The 20,603-nt window shown below is 64.6% G+C and carries 16 protein-coding genes; 11 read left to right on the plus strand and 5 right to left on the minus strand.

Features of this window, described 5'->3' with window-relative positions; translation table 11 throughout:
* Window positions 1-18 precede the first annotated feature (18 nt).
* Together DB354_RS16605 and DB354_RS16610 are read left to right on the plus strand one after the other, a co-directional pair.
* Entirely contained in the window at window positions 19-2,763 is a 2,745-nt protein-coding gene (locus DB354_RS16605) for a TonB-dependent receptor plug domain-containing protein (protein WP_107836767.1), read from the plus strand.
* A gap of 90 nt (window positions 2,764-2,853) precedes the next feature.
* The gene (locus tag DB354_RS16610) at window positions 2,854-4,839 is read left to right on the plus strand and encodes a S9 family peptidase (protein ID WP_107836768.1); all 1,986 of its coding nucleotides are present in this window, start codon (window positions 2,854-2,856) and stop codon (window positions 4,837-4,839) included.
* A gap of 64 nt (window positions 4,840-4,903) precedes the next feature.
* Here the strand turns inward: DB354_RS16610 and DB354_RS16615 are convergent, their stop codons facing one another.
* Both DB354_RS16615 and DB354_RS16620 read right to left on the minus strand, forming a co-directional pair.
* Window positions 4,904-6,310, minus strand: a complete 1,407-nt coding sequence (locus tag DB354_RS16615; RefSeq protein WP_233256668.1) for a polynucleotide adenylyltransferase — start codon at window positions 6,308-6,310, stop codon at window positions 4,904-4,906.
* A gap of 3 nt (window positions 6,311-6,313) precedes the next feature.
* Window positions 6,314-6,769, minus strand: a complete 456-nt coding sequence (locus DB354_RS16620; RefSeq protein WP_199226873.1) for a DUF423 domain-containing protein — start codon at window positions 6,767-6,769, stop codon at window positions 6,314-6,316.
* A 222-nt stretch (window positions 6,770-6,991) separates the two neighbouring features.
* On the opposite strand from DB354_RS16620, the gene rplM reads away from it, so the two are divergent.
* The 3 genes from rplM to DB354_RS16635 all read left to right on the plus strand — a co-directional run bounded on the left by rplM (window position 6,992) and on the right by DB354_RS16635 (window position 8,842).
* Window positions 6,992-7,420, plus strand: a complete 429-nt coding sequence (gene rplM, locus DB354_RS16625; RefSeq protein ID WP_107836769.1) for a 50S ribosomal protein L13 — start codon at window positions 6,992-6,994, stop codon at window positions 7,418-7,420.
* 13 nt (window positions 7,421-7,433) lie between these two features.
* Window positions 7,434-7,838 carry a 30S ribosomal protein S9 gene (gene rpsI, locus DB354_RS16630; protein ID WP_107836770.1) on the plus strand — a complete coding sequence of 135 codons (405 nt, stop codon included), beginning with the start codon at window positions 7,434-7,436 and terminating at the stop codon, window positions 7,836-7,838.
* 209 nt (window positions 7,839-8,047) lie between these two features.
* The gene (locus DB354_RS16635; protein WP_158277579.1) at window positions 8,048-8,842 is read left to right on the plus strand and encodes a TorF family putative porin; all 795 of its coding nucleotides are present in this window, start codon (window positions 8,048-8,050) and stop codon (window positions 8,840-8,842) included.
* 93 nt (window positions 8,843-8,935) lie between these two features.
* On the opposite strand, the gene argC is transcribed toward DB354_RS16635, so the two are convergent.
* A complete protein-coding gene (argC, locus tag DB354_RS16640) occupies window positions 8,936-9,961 on the minus strand; it encodes an N-acetyl-gamma-glutamyl-phosphate reductase (protein ID WP_107836772.1) in 1,026 nt (341 codons plus the stop codon).
* Between the two features lie 239 nt (window positions 9,962-10,200).
* On the opposite strand from argC, the gene DB354_RS16645 reads away from it, so the two are divergent.
* A complete protein-coding gene (locus DB354_RS16645) occupies window positions 10,201-11,658 on the plus strand; it encodes a saccharopine dehydrogenase C-terminal domain-containing protein (RefSeq protein ID WP_199226874.1) in 1,458 nt (485 codons plus the stop codon).
* Between the two features lie 220 nt (window positions 11,659-11,878).
* Entirely contained in the window at window positions 11,879-13,018 is a 1,140-nt protein-coding gene (locus tag DB354_RS16650) for a type III PLP-dependent enzyme (RefSeq protein WP_107836773.1), read from the plus strand.
* A gap of 111 nt (window positions 13,019-13,129) precedes the next feature.
* Here the strand turns inward: DB354_RS16650 and DB354_RS16655 are convergent, their stop codons facing one another.
* The gene (locus DB354_RS16655) at window positions 13,130-14,446 is read right to left on the minus strand and encodes a bifunctional ornithine acetyltransferase/N-acetylglutamate synthase (protein WP_107836774.1); all 1,317 of its coding nucleotides are present in this window, start codon (window positions 14,444-14,446) and stop codon (window positions 13,130-13,132) included.
* Window positions 14,447-14,683: 237 nt separating this feature from the next.
* Between DB354_RS16655 and argB the strand changes: the two genes are divergently transcribed.
* The 4 genes from argB (at window position 14,684) to DB354_RS16675 (ending at window position 19,352) form a co-directional block, all read left to right on the plus strand.
* Entirely contained in the window at window positions 14,684-15,565 is an 882-nt protein-coding gene (argB, locus tag DB354_RS16660) for an acetylglutamate kinase (protein WP_107836775.1), read from the plus strand.
* Between the two features lie 156 nt (window positions 15,566-15,721).
* Window positions 15,722-16,951: an aspartate aminotransferase family protein gene (locus DB354_RS16665; protein ID WP_107836776.1), complete on the plus strand. Its 1,230-nt coding sequence runs from the start codon at window positions 15,722-15,724 to the stop codon at window positions 16,949-16,951.
* 219 nt (window positions 16,952-17,170) lie between these two features.
* A complete protein-coding gene (gene argF / locus DB354_RS16670; RefSeq protein WP_107836777.1) occupies window positions 17,171-18,112 on the plus strand; it encodes an ornithine carbamoyltransferase in 942 nt (313 codons plus the stop codon).
* 19 nt (window positions 18,113-18,131) lie between these two features.
* Window positions 18,132-19,352: an argininosuccinate synthase gene (locus tag DB354_RS16675; protein WP_107836778.1), complete on the plus strand. Its 1,221-nt coding sequence runs from the start codon at window positions 18,132-18,134 to the stop codon at window positions 19,350-19,352.
* A gap of 217 nt (window positions 19,353-19,569) precedes the next feature.
* Here DB354_RS16675 and DB354_RS16680 read toward each other — a convergent pair whose 3' ends face one another.
* Window positions 19,570-20,562 carry an MlaD family protein gene (locus DB354_RS16680; RefSeq protein WP_107836779.1) on the minus strand — a complete coding sequence of 331 codons (993 nt, stop codon included), beginning with the start codon at window positions 20,560-20,562 and terminating at the stop codon, window positions 19,570-19,572.
* Window positions 20,563-20,603: the final 41 nt, after the last annotated feature.

The raw sequence follows: 20,603 nt of genomic DNA on the forward strand, positions 1-20,603 counted from the left end.
CAACACACACTACGAACTATGAACAAGTCGCTGCTGCAGGCCGCGTCGTCGGCACTGCGTATGGCCACATTGCTCGGATTGACCGGAAGCATTGTGGTCGCTCAACCCGCTCCGAACACCACGGACAACACCAAGAAGACTGACGAACCCCAGAAGCTCGAGCGTTTCGAGGTCACGGGTTCGCGCGTCAAGCGCATGGATTACGAGACCCCTGCGCCCGTCGCGTCCTTCACGGCCGAAGACATCGAGATCAAGGGCTACACCAGCATCGGTGAATTCGTGCAAAGCCTGCCGTTCAACTCCGGCACGGCGAACTCGATTTACCAGACCGCCAGCTTCACCCGCGGCGCCGCCACCGCCAACCTGCGCGGCCTCGGCTCCCAGCGCTTCCTCACCCTCGTGAACGGCCGCCGTGCGGTCCCGTACGCCCTGGTGAACAGCGCCAATCGCTCGGTCTTCGATTTCAACAACCTGCCGTTCGCCGCGGTCGAGAGCATCGAGCTCCTGAAGGACGGCGCATCTGCCATCTACGGTGCCGATGCGATCTCGGGCGTGCTGAACATCAAGCTGAAGAAAAACTTCAGCGGCCTCGCGGTCGACGCGTATTACGGCAACACGCTCAAGGATAGCGGTGGCGACACCGGCACGATCATTTTGAGCGCCGTTGCTGGCGCCGGCACCGCCAAGACCAAGATCATGACCGCCCTCGAGGTGAAGACGGAGAATTCAAACTTCATCCACGACTACGGCATCACCGACACTGACTACAGCTACCTTGGTGCGAACAAGGGCCAGAATAACAACTCCACCGCCAACTGGCCGGCGAACTTCACGCTGACCCGGGCGCAGGCGACGGCTCTTGGCTATACCATCCCGAGCCAGACTGCATCCAGTTGGACGTTCGTGGTCACCGGCGGCAAGCCGACCGGCTCGCCGACGCTGGCCTCGTTCAGCCCCGCCCCGGCCTCGGCCAGTGGTGGCGCCGCTGTGCCCAATGAGAATCGGTACAATTTCGCGCCGACGTATGCCATCTACCCGTCCTCGGACCGCATTAGCTCCTTCACAAGCGCGGAGCACGAGTTCAATGACAACCTGAAGGCGTTTGCCGAGGTGATGTATTCGAAGAACTCGACCTACTACGCCTTCACTCCGGGTGTCATCACCTATTCGACCGAAGGGCTCTCGCTGCCGGCCAACAATCCGTACAATCCGTTCGGTGTCGCGCTGACCACGCTGTCGGGTCGCAGCAACTTCGGCCCCGTCCGCAAGTTTGATACCGAAGGTATCGCCTCCAATGTCTTGGCTGGCCTGCGCGGCACGTTCATGAACAACTGGGACTGGGAAACGGGTGTCAGCTATGGCTACAGCCAGGTGACGACGGTCAACCGCAACGCGATGCGCGCGACCACCTATCAGGCGGCCCTCAACGGCACCCTCTCGGGCTACGTGGGCAAGTTCCTGAACCCGTTCGGCCCGTCTGATGAGGGGCTGACCAAGGCGCTGTTCACCAGCTCGACCGGGACTTCGAAGGCCGACGGCCTGACGTGGGACGCCAGCGTCTCCGGCAAGCTCCTCACGCTGCCCGCTGGTGATCTCGGCATCGCGGCTGGCCTTGAGATGCGCAATGAGAAGCTCACCACCAATCCCGACACCGCGGCCTATCTCGGTTCCGGTGGTGGTTTGCCGCTCACCGGCAAGCGCTCGGTCGCCTCGCAGTACGTCGAACTCACCGCCCCGGTCTTCAAGGCGCCGTACGTCGGTTCCGCCGAGGTGCAGGTCGCCGGCCGGCACGAACACTACAGCGACTTCGGCAACACCAAGAAGCCGAAGGTCGGTGCGAAGTGGCGTCTTCCGGACAACCGAATCGTCAATGTGATGCTTCGCGGTTCGTATTCCGAGTCCTTCCAGGCCCCGGCCCTCGGCCTCCTCTACGCCTCCCAGACGACGGCCTTCTCCTCGACGCTGCTCCAGGATCCCCTCCGCCTGCAGGATCCTCCTGTCCAGCAGCGCATCGTGACCGGTGGTAATCCGAACCTGGTGCCGGAGACGGCCCGCGTGAAGTACGCCGGCGTCGTGATCGAAGTTCCTGCGGTCAAGGGTCTGACCTTTGCAATCGACTACTTCGACATGCGGATCAACTCGGTGATCGTCACCCCGAGCGCGACCTTCCTCCTTTCGGAGCGTGGCCGCGCGCAGTTCCCGAATGCCATCGTGCGTGACAACACCCTCGGCAACCCGGGCCCGATCCTCCGGATCGAGTCGGTGCCGCAGAACAACACCGCCGCTTACCAGTTGTATCGTGGTTTCGACTACGAAGTGCGGTACCAGCTTCGCAATACGCGCGTCGGCAGCTTCAACTTTGTGGCCCAGGCCACCCAGATCACCAAGACGGGCTCGGATTCGGGCCTCGGCTCCGGATTCTTCGACAACACGGGCTTGTATTACAACCCGGAGTGGAAGGCCAGCGTCAACGCGGGCTGGCGCTACAAGGACTTCGGCGCGAACGTGAATGTCGACTGGACCGGGAAGTACTTTAACGACAACTACACGGCGGCCGGCTGGGGTGAGAACCCCTATACGCTCGTGTCGCCGAGTTTCTCGTACGCCGGGTTCTGGAATACGAAGATCACGGTTGGTGCGACGAACGTCTTCAATAATCGTCCGCCGGCGAATGGCCGCGAGACCCTTCTCTTCGACCCGAATGCTTATAGCGCCGGCGCTTTGGGCCGGTTCCTGTACGTCCGAGTCTCGAAGGAATTCTAAGCCTGGCTACCGCCAGTGCTGAGATTCTGAACCAAATTGAGCGTGCCCCGAAAGGGGCACGCTTTTTTTCTCTCTGCTTCCGTTTACGTCATGAAACGATTTCTCGCTTTTCTGCTGCTTGGTTCGTGCGTCTTTGCCGCCGATCCCGCCACCCCTGCCGCTGCTGTTCCGCCGGAGCTCCCCGTCGAAACGTTCTTCATCTCTCCCAAGATCAGCTCCCTGGTGTTCTCGCCCAACGGCAAGTACATCGCCTGCCTCGTGCCCTACGAACACCGGCTCAATCTCGCCGTGATCGATCTCGAGAAGGGGACGAAGAACCTTGTGACCAATTTCAAAGACAAGCAGGCGCTGCAGCCGCTCTGGGCCAACAACGACCGGATCCTGTTTCACGTCGATGACGGTGGGCGCGAGTCGTACGCCTTGTATGCGGTCAACCGGGATGGTTCAGATCCGTCCGTTCTCGCCTCGGGATATTCCAAGGCGGGGACGACGCAAGAACTCAACCTGCGCTTTGCCGGCCTCCTGCGCCGCCTCAAGCAGGACTCCCGCAATATCCTGGTCCGGGCCAACCTCACGCATGGGGATTGGTCCGATGTCGCCAAGCTCGACCTGAAGACGGCGGCCATGCGCACGATCGTCGGGGCGCCCGGTAAGGTGGACACCTATGTGCTCGACCATAACGACGAGGTGCGGCTGGCCGTCGTGGAGGAGGAGCAGATCCGACGCGTCATGGCGCGCGATGTGAAGACCGGTGCTTGGTCCAAGCTGGCCGAGCATCACATGGATGAGCCTGGCTGGGAGCCGATCGAGTTCGATGGGGACAACCGGACGGTCTTCATCTGGTCGGACGTCGGCCGGAAGACGAAGGCGATCTACCGCTACGATCTGGTCGAGCGCAAGCAGCTCGACCTCGTGTATGCGGATGACACCTACGACGTGACTGACGTGATTTATGACCAGTCGAAGCAGAAGATCGTTGGCATCACGTACGACGGTGACCGCCAGCGGTTCGTCTGGCTCGATGACGAGATGAAGGCCCTGGCGGCAAAGCTGGACGCCTCCCTCCCCAACACCGTGCATTATCCCCGGCAGTTTTCGGAGGACGGTTCGAAGATCATCTTTGCCTCCCAAAGCGACCGCGACCCCGGCGTGTACTACATGTACGACAAGGCGAAGAAGAAGCTCGAGGAGATCGCCGTCATCAAACCCGGCATCGATCCTGACCGCATGGCGCCCATGCAGCCGGTGACATTTGCCGCCCGCGACGGCCTCACCCTTCACGGCTATCTGACGCTGCCGCTGGGGCGGAAGCCCCACGGCTTGCCGCTCATCATTCATCCCCACGGCGGGCCGTTCGGCCCCCGGGACAACTGGGCGTACAATGCCGAGGTTCAGTTCTACGCGAATCGGGGCTATGCCGTGCTCCAGATCGATTACCGCGGCTCGGGTGGCTATGGCCGCGAGTTTGAAGCCGCCGGCTACAAGCGCTGGGGCTTGGAGATGCAGAACGATCTCTCGGACGGCGTGGCGTGGGCCGTGGCACAGGGTATTGCCGACCCGAAGCGCGTAGTTATCAGCGGCGCCAGTTACGGCGGATACGCCGCGATGGCCGGGCTGACCTTTACCCCCGAGCTTTACTGCGCGGGCATCAATTACGTCGGTGTCACGGACATCGAGCTTCTGATTCCGAAGGCCGTCGCGTCGGGTCGGATGTATTGGCGACACACGCGGCTAGGTGATCTGGGAAAGAGTGAGGATCGGAAACGCATCTACGACACCTCTCCGGTGCACTTTGCGGACCGGATTCAGGCCCCCGTGCTCATGGCCTACGGCAAGAACGATCCACGCGTGGTGATCAACCATGGCTACGACATGGAACGCGCGCTAAAGAAGGCGGGGAAGCCGTACCGGATGATCATCGAGAAGGACGAGGGACATGGCTTCCACATGGAGGAGAAGAAGATCGCGTTCTACACCGAGGTGGACGCGTTTCTCAAAAACAACGTCCCGGGACTCGTCCGCGTGGGCCCGGAAAAGGTCATCGCCATGCCGGCCGAGGAGCCGGTGAAGAAGTAGGCGGACCTGTTCGGATTGAACCCAAGGCCCCGGATCGGTTCACGCCGTCCGGGGCTTTTGCTTTTCAAGCAGACGGCAGGCGGGGCCGGGCCCAGGCGGTTGCGCCAGCCTCGTCGCCAAACGCGCCGTCAAGCTGGGCTTCGAACGCTGCGTCGAGGATCGGCTTCATCTCGGGCCCAGGCTTCATGCCGAGCGCGAGCAGGTGGCGGCCAAGGAGGATCGGCTTCGGGGCCGCGTCCGCGAGCTGGAGCGCATGGGCTCTGGTGACGAGCTCGTCGATGCGACGGTGCGTCTCCGGCGTCTGGATCGGCGGCCGGCCGTTGGCGTCGGAGCGCATCACGACCGCCAAGTCGTCGATCGTGGCCGGGGCCAGTTTCCGGGCGAGGCGCCGGACCGCGCTGTCGCTGAACTCGGCCTGGCCGTGCTGGTGGGCCAGGTGGTTGACGACGAGGGCGCTGACGGGGTCGTCGAGTTCGAAGGGCGCGCCGATGCGGCGTAGAAACGCGCGCGTCGGCGCGGCGCCCGCCGCCTCGTGTCCGGGGCTGACCCAGCGCATCGCGCCGCGTTTCTCGGCGCGCGCGGTGGTGGCGGGTTTGCCAAAGTCGTGCGCCAGCACTGCCAGCATGAGCAGTCGGCGACGCGCGGGGGTGCCGGTCTGGTACTCCGGCAACGCGACTAGGGCGTCCACACAGCACTGGGTGTGCGTGAAGACGTCGCCCTCGGGATGCCACTCGGGTTCCTGGGGCGTTTCGCGCAGCGCCGCCACCTCCGGGAAGTGGGCGAGCCATCCGGTCTCCTCAAGCACTGCCAGCCCTCGGGAGGGTTTCGCTGCCTTGGTCGCCCATTTGTCCCACTCGCCCCAGACGCGCTCCACGGGCAGTTCGGCGTACGTGCCCGCAATGCTGCGGCAAAGTGCGGCGGTCTCGGGCGCGAGCGTCAGGTCAAAGCGCGCGGCGAGCTGGAAGGCCCGCAGCACCCGCAGGGGATCCTCGACGAACGCCGCGCTGGTGTGGCGCAGCAGACGGGCCTGCAGGTCGCGCTGGCCCCCGTGCGGGTCGATGATCTCGCCCGTGAAGGGATCGAGCGCGATCGCGTTGATGGTGAAGTCGCGCCGTGCCGCGGCCTCCGCATCGGTCAGCGTCGGATTGGGCGCGACGGCAAAGCCACGATGACCCGACCCGGTCTTGGATTCCCGGCGTGGCAGCGAAAAATCGTACTCATCGCCGCTCGTGGCGCTGCGCACCTTGATGACGCCAAAGCTGCGCCCGATGACGTCGGTTGCGCCGAACATCTCGAGGGCGCGGTGCAGCCGATCAAAGTCCGTGCCCGCGACCTCGACGTCGAAATCCTTCGGCTTCAGGCCGAGCAGCCAGTCGCGCACGCCGCCGCCGACCAGGTGGGGTCGCCCTACGCGGCGGGCAGCCTCAAGCATGGGATACAGGTCGGCGGGAATCTGAAGCGGAGCAGGCATGGGTTAGCGGCGGCTATCGGTGTCATCTTTGCTGAAGGCGCTCGCCAGCACGAGCCCCCAGCCGACCAGGAGGGCGATGCCGCCCAGCGGGGTCGCATAGACCAGCGGGCGCGGGCCGCCCAAGGCGAACCAATACAGAGACCCCGAAAAGAGCAGAACGCCGACTGCCCAGGCCCATGCGGCGACCGCGAGCCGGCGCGCGGCGGACGCGTTCGCGCTGCGGTGCAATGCCGCGACTGCCAGGAGGGCGACGGCGTGGAACAGGTGGTAGCGCGCACCGGTTTCCCAAGTCGCGATCATGCCGCGCTGCGCCAGGAGCGGCCCCAGGCGGTGCGCCCCCAGCGCCCCGAGCGCAACTCCCGTCAGGCCAAGGAAACCGGCGAGAAGCAAAAGGATGCGGTGAGTGGATGCGCACATGGTATTCATCGTCCAATGATCGGTGTCGTGAAACAAGCCCATGGTTGTCTTCCTGCAAGCCTCTGGAGCCGGCTGCGGGCGAAGGGCAACGCGCGGTCCATTTGCAGCTTGCCGCCAAAGGACGGTCCTTCGGCCGGTGCACCGACGCCTGCGGAGTGCCGGGCGAGGGCCGGGGTGGGGTGCTTTGTGAACAAGTTTTCGAACCGGCGCGGAAAACTCGATTGACAAGGCTTTTTTTCACCCTAGCTCTTGGCCTCTTTTCGCATGAAAACGTTTCTCGCCAAGAAGGAGACGGTGCAGCCGAAGTGGTATCTCATCGATGCCGCCGGGGTTCCGCTCGGTCGTCTCGCGGTCAAGGCTGCCAACATGGTCCGCGGCCGCCACAAGCCCACTTACACCCCGCATGTCGATACCGGCGATTACGTGATCGTGATCAACGCGGAGAAGGTCGTCCTCACCGGCAAGAAGGAAGAGCAGAACGAGTACATGTTCTTCTCCGGCTTCGTTGGCGGCGAAAGCTACCGCAAGGTTTCGCTGATGCGTGAGCGTCACCCCGAGTTCATCGTCAAGCATGCCGTCAAGGGCATGCTGCCGCAGAACATCATCGCGGCGAAGATGCTGCGTAAGCTCCGCGTGTTCGCGGGTCCGACGCACACCCACGAGGCCAACAACCCCCAGAAAGTGACCGTCTGATTCCTGTTCGAACATGAGCGCTGCTACACCTGCTAACGTCTTCCTCGGTACCGGCCGTCGCAAAACCTCGACCGCGCGCGTGCGCATCACCGAGGGCACCGGCAAACTCCTGGTCAATGGCCGCGAGTTCGAAAAGTACTTCTCCCACGAAAACTTCGCCAAGCAGGCCTATGCGCCGCTCCTGACCGTCGACATGCGCGAGAAGATCGACGTCACCGCGAACGTCGCGGGTGGCGGTGTTGCCGGCCAGGCCGGCGCCGTGGCGCACGGCATCGCGCGCGCGCTGCAGAAGCTCAACGCCGAGCTCCGTCCCGCCCTCAAGAAGGCTGGCCACATGAAGCGCGATCCGCGCGAGAAGGAACGCAAGAAGGCCGGCCAGCCGGGCGCCCGCAAGCGGTTCCAGTTCTCGAAGCGCTAAGCGTCCGATACGCTCCCTTTCAACGCCGCTCCCGGTTCGCCGTGGGCGGCGTTTTATTTTTCCGGACTCCCGGGGTGCTCCCGGTCGGGCCTTTCGTTCCACGGGCTGGGAACAGGTGCAAAATGGCATACGGTAGAACTTGGCCTGCCCTCTGCTATGGAATCAGCGGTTCACCCATCCGCCTGATGGTCCGAGCCGCAACGAAAACTATGAACCTACGCCTGATCACCTCACTCACCCTCTGTCTCTCGCTTGCTGCTGGCGTCTCGGCGCAGACCGCGGCCCCGGCCGCGCCGGCTGCCGCTCCCGCGGTGACGACCACCGTCACCGGCGCCGTTGTATCGCAGTACATGTTCCGCGGCGTTCGCCTTGGCGGCGCGTCTTTCCAACCCGCCGTCGAAGTCGGTGCGGGTAACCTTGCCGTCGGCCTCTGGAGCAACTTCCCGATGAAGGATAAGGTCGAGGGCCAGTCGGACCCGGAGCTCGACGTCTACGGCTCCTACAAGATCGTGTTCAATGATACGTTCAACCTGCAGCCTGGGTTCACCTGGTACAACTACCCGCAGGCCGAGGAGAGCAACGGGTTCTACCGGACGACCTTTGAGCCCAGCCTGGCGGCCAACGTCACGCTCGCCGGCATCACCTTCACGCCGAAGGTCTATTACGACCTGGTGCTCGATGGCCCGACCTATGAGCTGAACGCGTTCTACGCGCTGCCGCTGAAGGCCATTGGCAGTGAGCTCGATTTCACCGCTAGCGCGGGCACGTTCAAGTGGACGGACGCCTGGGAGCTGACGCAGCCGAAGATGAAGAACTGGGGCGATTACTGGCTCGTGGGCGTCGCGATGCCCTATCAGGTGACGAAGAACTCCAAGCTCACCGTCGGCGTCGCCTACACCAAGGGGTCGGGCAACTACCTCAAGCAGGGCACCGATCCCAAGGTTGAGAATTCCGCTGCCGTGGGCCGCGGGGTCGTCACCGTCGCCTACGCGATGACCTTCTGATATTACCGCGGCGGATCCCTGCCGCGTTGGTTGGGTTGCCGTGGCGGCGTGACCGGAGCAATCTCGTCACGCCGCCTCTGCGTTTTTAGGGGCTCAGACGAGCCCGGCGGTCTCGTCGAAACCGCACCAGAGATTCATGAGCTGGATGGCCTGGCCGCTTGCGCCCTTGACGAGGTTGTCCTCGGCCGAGGTGAGGATGAAATTGCCGGTGCGGGCGTCGTACACCGCCGAGATGTCGATGCGATTCGTGCCGACGACGTGGGCCGTGTCGGGCGTCTCGCCCGTGGGCAGTACGTGCACGAAGGGCCGGCCGGCGTAGGCGCCGCGCCAGGCGGCATATGCCTGCTCAATGGTGCCCCCGGGCGTCGCCGGGACGGTGATCGTCGTGGCGATGCCGCGCCGCATCGGCGCGAGGTGCGGGTTGAACTGGATGATGGTCTTGCCGCCGGTGTGCACCGCCAACTGCTCCTCGATTTCAGCGAGGTGCCGGTGCTTCGTCAGGCCGTAGGCCTTCACGCTCTCGGCGCGTTCGACGTAGAGGTACATCTCCTCGGCCTTCTTGCCGGCGCCGCTGACGCCGCTGTACGAGTTCACCACGATGTGTTCGCGGGTGACGATGCCGGCGCGCAGCAGCGGCACGAGCGGCACGAGAATGCTGGTGGGGTAGCAGCCGGGCGCCGCGACCAGCTTGGCTTCCTGCTTCCACGCCGGGGGCGTTAGTTCGGGCAGCACAAACCGCGCGCCAGGCAGCAGCTCGGGGGCATGGTGTTCGCCGTAGTACTTCTGGTAAACCGCCAGGTCGGCGATGCGGAAGTCGGCGCTCAGATCGATCACGCGTTTGCCCGCGGGGACGAGAACCTTCGCGTACGTGGCCGCCGCGCCATGCGGCAGCGCGAGGAAGAATAGGTCGATGTCGCTCGCGGCCAGCGCCGCCGGGTCGGAGTCGACGAACTTGAGGCCGCGATCGATGCCACGCACCGCCGGGATCACCGCGGCCAGGTTTTTGCCCGCGTGGGTGCGCGAGGTGACCGCCGCGAGCGTGACCTTCGGATGGCCGAGGAGGAGTTTGACCAGGACTTCGCCCGAGTAACCGGATGCGCCGACGATGCCGACTTTCATAGAAGACCCACCATCGCCCACGCGTCCCGGCGAATCCAGAAGGATTTTGCGCCCGGCCGGTGCAGGCACGCGGCGGAAAACTCCCCGCCTGACAAGCCGTGCGGTTATCACGCACCGTCCGAGCTGGAATACACTTGTCAGCGCGCGCGCGCGCCGCGCATTCTCCGCTGCAATCGCGTCCCCAGGATGTTCCTGGCCGTCGCCGGAACCGGAGACGCATGCTTCAACCCTCGGAAATCATGATCGAATTCAATCACCGTATTCTCTTCGTCGGCTTCGGCGCGGTGGCCGAATGCACGCTGCCGATCCTATTCAAGCACCTCAAGGTGCCGGCGAAGAATGTGACGGTGATGGATTTCGAAAACCGCGTCGCGAAGCTGAAACCGTGGACCGCCAAGGGCGTCCGTTTCGTCCGCGATCGCGTCACGCAGGAGAACATGGATCGCCTGCTTTCGAAACACCTCGGCGAAGGTGATCTCCTTATCGACCTCGCGTGGAACATCGACGCCTGCGAGATCCTACAGTGGTGCCGCGACCACGGTGTGAAGTATGTCAATACGTCGACCGAGCTGTGGGACCCGTACAGCGGTGAAGGCGCGCATCCGACGACCAAGACACTCTATCACCGCCACATGAACCTGCGCCGCCTGACGGCGAAGTGGAAGGGCCCGGGCGCCACGGCGGTGATCGAGCACGGCGCGAACCCCGGCCTCATCTCGCACTTCGCGAAGCAGGGCCTGCTCGATATCGCGGCGGCCGCGCTCGCGGAGAAGCGCCTCAAGGGCCGCACAGCCGAACGGGTGCAGCAGCACGTCGCCGACCTCGCGTTCAACCATCTGGCGCACGAGCTCGGCGTGAAAGTCATTCACGTCAGCGAGCGCGACACGCAGATCACGAATCTGCCCAAGCAGGTCGACGAGTTCGTGAACACGTGGAGTATCGAAGGCTTCCGTGAAGAGGGCCAGACCACCGCCGAGATGGGCTGGGGCACGCACGAGAAGGAGCTGCCCGCGCTGGCCTACCAGCACAAGGAGGGCCCCCGGAATCAGATCTGCCTCGCGCGGATGGGCATGAACACCTGGGTCCGGACCTGGGTGCCCGACTACAACATCTACGGCATGGTCATTCGCCACGGCGAAGCGTTCACCATGTCTGACAAGCTCACGGTGTGGGAGGGCCGCAAGGCCGTGTACCGCCCGACGGTGCACTACGCGTACTGCCCGTGCGACGAGGCCATCGCCTCGCTGAACGAGATGCGCGGCTACAACTACCGCCTGGTCGAGAAGCAGCGGATCATGAACGACGAGATCACCAGCGGCTCCGACATCCTCGGCGCCCTGCTGATGGGCCATACGTTCAATTCCTGGTGGACCGGCAGCGACCTCTCCATCGAGCAGTCCCGCAAGCTCGTCCCGCACCAGAACGCCACCACGATGCAGGTCGCCATCTCCGTCGTCGCCGCGTCGATGTGGATGATCGAGAACCCGCTCGAAGGGCTCAAGGTGCCGGATGATCTCCCGCATGACTACGTGCTGAAGATCGCCAAGCCCTATCTTGGCCGCTGGATCTCCAAGCCGAAGGACTGGACGCCGCTCCAGAATCGCGTGAATCCGTTCAAGGGCTTCAACCAGCCCGACCTCGACCAGAAGGATCCGTGGCAGTTCAAGAACTTCCTCGTCACGGACCACACGGGCTGAGTCCCGTCCGCTCCGCCGCCCTGCGACGGCAGCCATAAGCTCAAACACCTCAACGCCCGCGAGTGCCGGTTCGTCCCGCGCCGCTTCCCCCGGAAGCGAGCGTGCGACGAGCCGCGAGCTCGCGGTTTTTTTGTCGGCCCCTCTCGCCTCCGAATTCCTCGCTTGAAGCCGGGCCGTTTCCCCTTACCGCCTTCTAGTTTCAGCCTATCGCCAATCCATCATGATCTCCCTCTCGCGGCTGCAGAAGCTCGCCAAAACCGAAGGAACCCCGCTGTTCGTGATCGATCACGACGCGCTGCGTAAGGCGTACCGGCAGTTCCGGCGCCATCTTCCCCGCGTGCAGGCCTATTACGCGGTGAAGGCGAATCCCAATCCGGAGATCGTCCGCACGCTCTTCCAGGAGGGCGCCAGCTTCGACGTCGCGTCGATGCCGGAGTTCATGATCGTGTACGAGAACATCAAGAAGCTGCCCGCGCGGGAGCGGCAGCAGTGGATCTGGGACAAGATCATCTACGCCAATCCAACCAAGCCGACCGAGACCCTCGAGGAGCTGAACAAGTACAAGCCGCTCGTCACCTTCGACAACCTCGAGGAGATCCAGAAGATCAAGAAGCATGCCCCCGAGGCCGGGCTCGTGCTGCGCCTCAAGGTACCGAACACCGGCGCGATGGTGGAACTGTCCTCGAAGTTCGGGGCGGCGCCCGGCGAGGCCGTTGACCTGATCCTCGCGGCCGACAAGGCCGGCCTCACCGTCGAGGGCATCAGCTTCCACGTCGGCAGCCAGACCACGAATTTCGAAAACTACGTCCAGGCGCTCAACCTCTCGGCCGGCATCTTCAAGGAAGCGCGTGATCGCGGGTACACGAAGATGAACCTGCTCGACATCGGCGGCGGGTTCCCCGCGCCGTACGACGACTCCGTCAAGCCGTTCGAGGAACTCGCGAAGGTCATCAACAACGAGCTCGAGCGGCTCTTCCCGAAGGAGATTCAGATTCTCGCCGAGCCGGGCCGCTTCCTAGCCGCCGTCTGCGGAACTTCGGTCGCCAAGGTCATCGGCAAGGCGGTCCGCGATGGGAAGACCTGCTACTACATCAACGACGGCGTCTATCACACGTACTCGGGCGTGATCTTCGATCACTGCAAGTACCCGGTGAAGGCGTTCAAGAAGGGCCCGACCTCCATTTGCTCCGTGTTCGGTCCGACCTGCGATGCGCTCGACGTGGTGTCGATGGCGGAGAACCTGCCCGACCTGCAGCGCGGCGACTTCGTTTACAGCGAGAACATCGGCGCCTATAGCCACGCCTCCTCGACGTACTTCAACGGCTTCCCGCCGGCGAAGATCGTTCACGTCAACCAGTAAGCCGGCCCGGCCGGGCGCGCGCGGCGGTCGCCGGCGCGCCGCACGTTCCGAAGCCACCACGCGACCGAATCGGGTCGCGCGGCCCACGCGCGCGCGGCGCCGTAGCTCGGCTCAGCTCCGGTAGTCGGCGTTCTCGCTGACGTACTCGTGCGTCAGGTCGCCGCCGATCACCGTCGCGGCGCCGCTGCCGGTGCCGAGGTCGAGATCGATCTCCACGCAGCGTTCGTGCGGCGGAAAATGAATCGGCGGCGCAAAGACGCCGTCCTGCGGCGGGGCGCTGGCGTACAGCTCGGCCGCCCGAAAATGCGCGACGAGCGCGACCTCCTTCTCGGGGTTCAGCTGAAACACGCCCCGGGCGAAAATCACGATGCCGCCGATGCTCGCGCGCAGCTTGGAGAGATCCGTGTCCGGCGCGTGGGCGCCGACGAATTTCCCCATTGCCTGCACGAGGCGGCCCACGTTCGGGTCGTTGCCGGCGACGGCGCACTTGAACAGCGGCGCATTGACGATCGCCTTGCCGAGGGCGCGCGCCAGCTCCGGCGTGGCGGCGTTCCGCACCGCGACCCGCACCACGTGGCGAACGCCTTCGCCGTTGCGCACGACATCCTCCGCGAGGTCCTGGCACACCTGCCGCAGGGCGGCTTCGAAGGCCGCGAGGTCCGGGCAGGGGACGCGGCCGGAGGAGAGCGCCACCACGGTGTCCGAGGTGCTCGTGTCGCTGTCGATGCTGATGGTGTTGAAGCTCGTGCCGACGACCCGGCTCAGGATGGCGCGCAACTCGGCCCGCGGCACCACGAGATCGGTCAGCAGGTACACGAGCATCGTCGCGAGGTTGGGCTCGATCATCCCGGCGCCCTTCGCGATGCCGACGATGCTGCCGCTGCCGACGGTGGCCCGGCGCACCTTCGGATAAAGGTCGGTGGTCACGATACCCTCGGCGGCCGGCATCACGGAGCCGCCGGCCAGCGCCTGCGCGGCCGCGGGCAGGCCCGCGACCATGGCATCGACCGGGAGCGTCCAGCCGATCACGCCGGTGGAACTCGGCAGCACCTCTGTTGGCGCCAGGCCGAGGAGCTGGGCGGTGGCGGCGCAGATGCGCTCGCTCGCCTCGACGCCGCCCGGTGCGCACACGTTCGAGATCTTGTTGTTGACGATGATCGCGCCCAGGCGCGGCTCGGCGAGGCGCTTGCGGCCCACGATGACCGGCGCGCCGGGAAACGCGTTCTTCGTGAACACGGCGGCGAAGTCTGCCGTCGGGCGGTCGAGCGCGATCAGCGTGAGCGTCATCTTCGCCGGCTTCGGCGCCTCGCGCGGGACGAAGTCGAAGCGGGTTGTCCCCACGCGGAAACCCGCGGGCAGGGCCGCCTGGGTTGCCAGCCAGGCGCGATGGGCGGAACGATCGGCAAACGTGAGATTGGTGCTGGGCACGATTCACCAGTGCCACGCCGCGCCGTGGAGAAAAGCAGAAATTCTCCCGGGATTTCCCCGGCTCGGCGGCATTGCGTTGCGACGATGCGCCGCTCGCCGGGATGTCGCATCTCCGTTGCGCAGAATTAAGTGGAAATGCCCGGCATGCCTGACTTATTCCACTCTCCTCTTATCCAAACTGTGAGCGCTTCCTTTCCTTCCCTCTCCGCGGCGATCAGCCGCGTGTCCTGACTGCCGATGAACGTCGCCGAAGTCACCGCCAAGGCCAAGGTCCTCCTCGAAGCGCTGCCGTACATCCAAGATTTTCGCGGCTCCACCTTCGTCATCAAATACGGAGGCAGTTTCATGGATGAGCCCGATCCGATCGCCCGCGCGCGCGTCGCCTACGACATCGCGTTCCTGGCCGGCGTCGGCATCAACGTCGTCGTCGTGCACGGCGGCGGCAAAGCCATCACGAAGGCGATGGCGGAGTCGGGTTTGAAGGCCAATTTCGTCAACGGCCTCCGTGTCACCGACGAGCCCACGATGGGCGTCGTGAAGCGCACGCTCGACGAGGTCGTGAACCGCGACGTCTGCGATGCCCTGGCGATGGCGAAGGCCAAGCCGAAAGGTCTCCCGGGCGACACCGTCCTCGTGTGCCAGAAGCTCACGACCGACGATGACGGCAACGAGGTCGATCTCGGCTACGTCGGCGACGTGACCGAGGTGAAGGTGAAGCTCATCAAGAAGGAGATCGCCGATGGTTTCGTGCCGGTGATCTCGCCGGTGGCCGAGGGCTACGACGGCAAGCCGTACAACGTGAATGCCGATCTCGCCGCCGGCCGCGTGGCGAGCGCCCTGCGCGCGCGCCGGCTCGTGTACATGAGCGACGTGCCCGGCCTGCTCTCGAACCCGCCCGATCCGGCTTCGCTCATCTCGACGCTCAAGACCAACCAGGTCGAGGAGCTGAAGAAGAAGGGCATCATCGACAAGGGCATGCGCCCGAAGGTGCAGAGCGCGATTCGCGCGCTGCAGGAGGGCGTCCAGCGCGTGCATTTCATCGACGGCCGCCTCTCGCATTCGCTGTTGCTCGAGATCTTCACCGACAAGGGCATCGGCACCGAGATCGTGCAGGAGTGAGTTCGCCGCGTCGCGCGGCGCCAGTCGCGGGCACCACTCGGATTGTGAGGCCTGTTTTCCCGGGGCACCGTGCTGCCCTGATCAGGGCTGCGTGATTGCAGTCACTGGCAAACTCGTCGATTTACACCTTCGCATTTTCGCATCCAAAAACCTGCCATGAATAGTCCGTCGATCGTTCGCACCAGCACTGCCGAGCTCTACGACGCGCACGTTCTAAAGAACTACGCGCGTCCCTCCCTCACGCTCGTGCGCGGCCGCGGCACGCAGGTGTGGGACGACGCTGGCAACTGCTATCTCGATTTCACCTCCGGCATCGCGGTCAGCGCGCTGGGCCATTGCCACCCGCACTGGGTTTCGGCGATCCAGCAGCAGGCCGCCGAGCTGATCCACGTCAGCAATCTTTTCCGCAACCCGCAGCAGGGTGAACTCGCGCGGCGGATCGTGCAGCGGGCCGGCCCGGGGCGCGTGTTCTTCTGCAACAGCGGCGCCGAGGCCAACGAGGGCATGATCAAGCTCGCGCGGCTCCATGGCGTGACGAAGGCCGGCGGCGAGGAGGGCAAGTGCTACAAGATCGTGGGCGCGAAGAGCGCCTTTCACGGCCGCACCTACGGGGCGATGAGCGCCACGCCCCAAGAGAAAATCCAGAAGGGCTTCCGTCCCCTCGTGCCGGGCTTCTCCTTTGCCGAGCTCAACAATCTCGAGAGTTTCGCCGAACTGATCGATGAGCACACCTGCGGCGTGATCATCGAGACCGTCCAGGGCGAAAGCGGCATCAACCCCTGCACGCCCGAATTCCTGCGCGGCCTGCGGCGGCTGTGTGACGAACGCAACGTGCTCCTGCTCCTCGACGAGGTGCAGTGCGGCATTGGCCGGACTGGCCGCTTCTACGCCTACGAGCACGCCGGCATCGTGCCGGACGCGATCGGCATGGCCAAGGGGCTCGCGGGCGGTTTCCCCATGGGCGGCATGTGGGTGCGCGATCGGTTCGCCGAGCTCTTCCATCCCGGCCACCACGGTACGACTTTTGGGGGCACGCCGCTGGCCTGCGCCGCAGCGCTCGCGGTCCTCGATGTCATCGAGCGCGAGGAGTTGCTCCGGAAGGTTTCGACGCAGGCACCGGTCTGGCTGAAGCAACTCTCCGACCTCCAAACCGCTTTCCCCAACCAGGTGCGTGGCGTCCGCGGCATCGGCTACCTGGTCGGCGTGCAGATGACCGGCGACCAGGTGCCCTACGTCACCTTGGCCCGCGAGCGTGGCCTCCTGGTGCCGACGGCCGGCAACAACGTCATCCGCTTTCTACCGCCGCTCAACGCCACGGCCGACGAACTCACCCGCTCGGTCGAGATCTTCCGGTCTGTCCTGGAGACGAAGGCGCGGACGGCCTGAGCGCCGCTGCGCGGCGAAGGCTGAAGGATTGAAGGCTGAAAGCTGAAGCTGGCGGCATCTGCCATAGCCGATTGACCGGTCCTGGATATCTTGCCCGCCCCCAGGCTGGCGGCGGGCGGATACTCCGACTGTGCCCTCAATTGCGGGGGCGGAGGTGACGGAGATGGGCGGTTTTTTCACTCGTCGCCCCCTGGACGCTGCCTAATCTGGCCAATTCCCATGAAGCACTTTCTGAAGGAGACCGACTTCACGGCATCTGAGTTGCCGGCGCTGTTTGCCCTGGCGCGAGAGTTCAAAGCCAACCGCGGCCGGCACGCAACCCCGCTCGCCGGCCAGACCTGGGCGATGATCTTCTCGAAGTCATCCACCCGCACCCGCGTCTCGTTCGAGGTCGGCATCCACGAGCTCGGCGGCAATCCGCTTTTCCTGAACAAGAACGACATCCAGCTCGGCCGCGGTGAATCCATCGAGGACACCGCGCGCGTGCTGTCGCGTTTTGTCCACGGGCTCATCGTCCGCACCTACGACCACGCCGAGGTCGAGCGGCTCGCCGAATTCGGCACCATCCCGGTGATCAACGCGCTCACCGATCTGCTGCATCCGTGCCAGATCTACGCCGACCTTTTCACGCTCGCCGAACGCTGGAGCAACGGAGGTGACCTCCTGGGCTCGCTCCGCGGCAAGAAGATCGCGTTCGTCGGCGACCAGGGCTGCAACGTCGCGAACTCCTGGATTCTCGGCGCCGCGATGGCCGGGATGAAGATTTCGCTCGCCGGCCCCGAGGGCTTCGATGCCGCCCCGGCCTTCAACCAACTGCTCGCCCGCGAGGGGTTCTCCGACGCCTACCAGTTCACGACCGACGCCTACGAAGCCGTGCGTGACGCCGACGTGGTGTACACCGACGTCTGGGTCAGCATGGGCAAGGAGGAGGAGACCAAGTACCGGCTGCGCGTGATGGCGCCCTTCCAGGTCAATTCGAAGCTGTTCGCCGCGGCCAAGCCGGGCGCGCTCTTCATGCACTGCCTCCCGGCCCACGCCGGCGAGGAGGTCACGCAGGAGGTCATCGACAGCCCGCGCTCGATCATCTTCGACCAGGCGGAGAACCGCCTGCACATGCAGAAGGCCATCATGGCCACCCTCGCCGCTGCGCGCGGCAAGTAACCTCCCCAGAACTTTCGCCATGAAAATTGTCCTCGCTTACTCGGGCGGTCTCGACACGTCCGTCATCGTCAAGTGGCTCCGCGAAACGTACGACGCCGAAATCGTCACGTTCGCGGCAGACATCGGCCAGGAGGAGGAGCTGCGCGGTCTGCCCCAAAAGGCGCGGAAAACCGGCGCGGCCAAGCACTACACCCTCGACCTCGTCGAGGAATTCGCCCGCGACTTCATCTACCCGATGGTCCGCGCGAACGCCATCTACGAGGGCCAGTACTACCTCGGCACCTCGATCGCGCGCCCGCTGATCGCCAAGGCGCAGATCGATATCGCGAAGAAGGAGAAGGCCGACACCGTCGCGCACGGTGCCACCGGCAAGGGCAACGACCAGTGCCGCTTTGAGCTCAGCTACATGGCGCTCGCCCCGAACCTCACGATCATCGCCCCGTGGAAGATCGAGCAGTTCCGCGACCTGTTCCCCGGCCGCGCCGAGATGATCGCCTACTGCCAGGAGCACAAGATTCCGGTCGAGGCCTCGCTCAAGAAGCCGTACTCGATGGACCGGAACCTTCTCCACATCTCGTACGAGGCCGGCATCCTCGAGGATCCGTGGTTCGACCCGACGACCAAGGAGAACAAGGGCATGTTCAAGCTCTCCGTCTCCCCGGAGGATGCGCCGGATCGCGCTGAGTACGTTGAACTCGATTTCGTTCGCGGCGACTGCGTGGCCGTCAACGGCAAGAAGCTCTCGCCCGCCGGTGTCCTCAAGACGCTCAACAAGCTCGGCGGCAAGCACGGCATCGGCCGCGTCGACCTCGTCGAGAACCGCTTCGTCGGCATGAAGTCGCGCGGCGTGTACGAGACCCCGGGTGGCACGATCCTCATGCACGGCCATCGCCAGGTGGAATCGCTCACGATGGATCGCGAAGTCATGCACCTCCGCGACTCCCTGATCCCGAAGTACGCCGAACTGGTGTACTACGGCTTCTGGTTCGCCCCGGAACGCGAGGCGCTCCAGGCGCTCGTCGACGAGAGCCAGCGCTACGTCACCGGCACCGTCCGCCTCAAGCTCTACAAGGGCAACATCATCACCTGCGGCCGGAAGTCGAAGTACTCGCTCTACGACATGAACGTCGCGTCGATGGAGGGCGTGAAGAGCTGGTACAACCAGAGCGACGCCACCGGCTTCATCCGCCTGAACGGCCTGCGCCTCCGCGCCCGTCACCTGGCCCAGACCGGCCGCTGACGCGCGCCCGCGCCGAGCATTTCAACGCGAAGGGCGGCTCCCCAAAGAAAGGGGCCGCCCTTTTTTTGGACCTCTTTCTCTTACTCTTCCTCTTTCTCTTACTCTCAAATCCGTCCGCGCCGCATCAAACCGCGGACAGAGCTGAGAGTAAGAGAAAGAGGAAGAGTAAGAGAGAGAGTTGGTCGGTGGAGCGCTGCTGACGCCGCGAACCGCGGCGTCAGAACAGGCCGTTGGCGACGACACCCACCGCGGTGATCGGGCCGCTGTCGCCCATGCCGTCGAGCGCGCGGTCGGCCTTCTTCATCACGGCCTGAGCGTCGCGCAGGAGGCTGTCGTCGCTGATCAGCTTGCCGAGAGTGCCTTCGCCGCGGGCGATCTTGTCGGAGACAGAGCGCAGGTTGGCGATGGACGCCTTGAGGTCGTCGCCGGCCTTCTGGTCAAAGACGAGTGCGCCGACCGCGCCTTTGCCGGACTTCACCTGGTCGACGATCGCCTGCGCATTTGCCACGAAGGTTTTCGCCTCGCCGGCGGCGCTCTTGATCTCGCTAACCGTGGCGAGGAGCTCGTCGTGGAGCTGCGGGGAGTTGATCAGCTTGCCGAGCGTGCCGTTGCCCTGGTTCACCTTGTCGGTGACCAGCTTCAGGTTCGCGATCGTGCTGGTGATGTTTTCCCGGTTCTCGGTCACGAGCTGGTCGATCTTCTTCACCAGGCCGGGGTTGTTGGCGTCGCCGCTGAGCGCGGATCCGAGGCTGCCGAAGGAAGCTTCCAGCTTCTTCCCGAGATCGCCGATCTGGGCCATGACCTTGTTGAGGTCGGCGGCCTCGCGGGTGCGGATTTCGGCGCCGGCGCGGAGGATGTCGGCGTTGGCCGAGCCCAGGTCGATGCTGATCGTGCTCGAGCCGATGAGGCCCTGCATCTCGATCGCGGCGACGGAGTCGCTCTTGATCTGGACGTCGGAATTGATGCGCAGGATCGCCTCAGCGCGCCGCCCGGCGAGCTGGGTCTTCTGCACTTCGCCGATCTTCACGCCGGCCATGCGCACTTCGTCGCCGGGCTTCAGCGACTTCAGCGTCTCGAAGCCGGCCACGAGGGTGTAGCCCTTGTCCTTGAAGACCTGCCCGCCGCTGAGGGTTTCAAACGTGACCCAGATCAGCGCGAGGCCGAGGAGGAAGAATAGCCCGACGCGGGCGGTTTGTTGTGAGTTGTTCATGGCGCAGTCTCCGGAGCCCCGCGGAAGCGGGGCTGAGGTTT

It is taken from the genome of Opitutus sp. ER46, assembly GCF_003054705.1.
GTDB lineage: Bacteria > Verrucomicrobiota > Verrucomicrobiia > Opitutales > Opitutaceae > ER46.

Excerpts from the sequence above, each read along its gene's own strand:
- DB354_RS16650 (WP_107836773.1), top strand. The coding sequence starts at position 11,879 with ATGATCTCCCTCTCGCGGCTGCAGAAGCTCGCCAAAACCGAAGGAACC.
- DB354_RS16635 (WP_158277579.1), top strand. The coding sequence starts at position 8,048 with ATGAACCTACGCCTGATCACCTCACTCACCCTCTGTCTCTCGCTTGCT.
- rpsI (WP_107836770.1), top strand. The coding sequence starts at position 7,434 with ATGAGCGCTGCTACACCTGCTAACGTCTTCCTCGGTACCGGCCGTCGC.
- argF (WP_107836777.1), top strand. The coding sequence starts at position 17,171 with ATGAAGCACTTTCTGAAGGAGACCGACTTCACGGCATCTGAGTTGCCG.
- DB354_RS16680 (WP_107836779.1), bottom strand. The coding sequence starts at position 20,562 with ATGAACAACTCACAACAAACCGCCCGCGTCGGGCTATTCTTCCTCCTC.
- DB354_RS16645 (WP_199226874.1), top strand. The coding sequence starts at position 10,201 with ATGATCGAATTCAATCACCGTATTCTCTTCGTCGGCTTCGGCGCGGTG.
- DB354_RS16675 (WP_107836778.1), top strand. The coding sequence starts at position 18,132 with ATGAAAATTGTCCTCGCTTACTCGGGCGGTCTCGACACGTCCGTCATC.
- DB354_RS16665 (WP_107836776.1), top strand. The coding sequence starts at position 15,722 with ATGAATAGTCCGTCGATCGTTCGCACCAGCACTGCCGAGCTCTACGAC.
- rplM (WP_107836769.1), top strand. The coding sequence starts at position 6,992 with ATGAAAACGTTTCTCGCCAAGAAGGAGACGGTGCAGCCGAAGTGGTAT.
- DB354_RS16620 (WP_199226873.1), bottom strand. The coding sequence starts at position 6,769 with ATGGGCTTGTTTCACGACACCGATCATTGGACGATGAATACCATGTGC.
- argB (WP_107836775.1), top strand. The coding sequence starts at position 14,684 with ATGAACGTCGCCGAAGTCACCGCCAAGGCCAAGGTCCTCCTCGAAGCG.
- DB354_RS16610 (WP_107836768.1), top strand. The coding sequence starts at position 2,854 with ATGAAACGATTTCTCGCTTTTCTGCTGCTTGGTTCGTGCGTCTTTGCC.
- argC (WP_107836772.1), bottom strand. The coding sequence starts at position 9,961 with ATGAAAGTCGGCATCGTCGGCGCATCCGGTTACTCGGGCGAAGTCCTG.
- DB354_RS16615 (WP_233256668.1), bottom strand. The coding sequence starts at position 6,310 with ATGCCTGCTCCGCTTCAGATTCCCGCCGACCTGTATCCCATGCTTGAG.
- DB354_RS16605 (WP_107836767.1), top strand. The coding sequence starts at position 19 with ATGAACAAGTCGCTGCTGCAGGCCGCGTCGTCGGCACTGCGTATGGCC.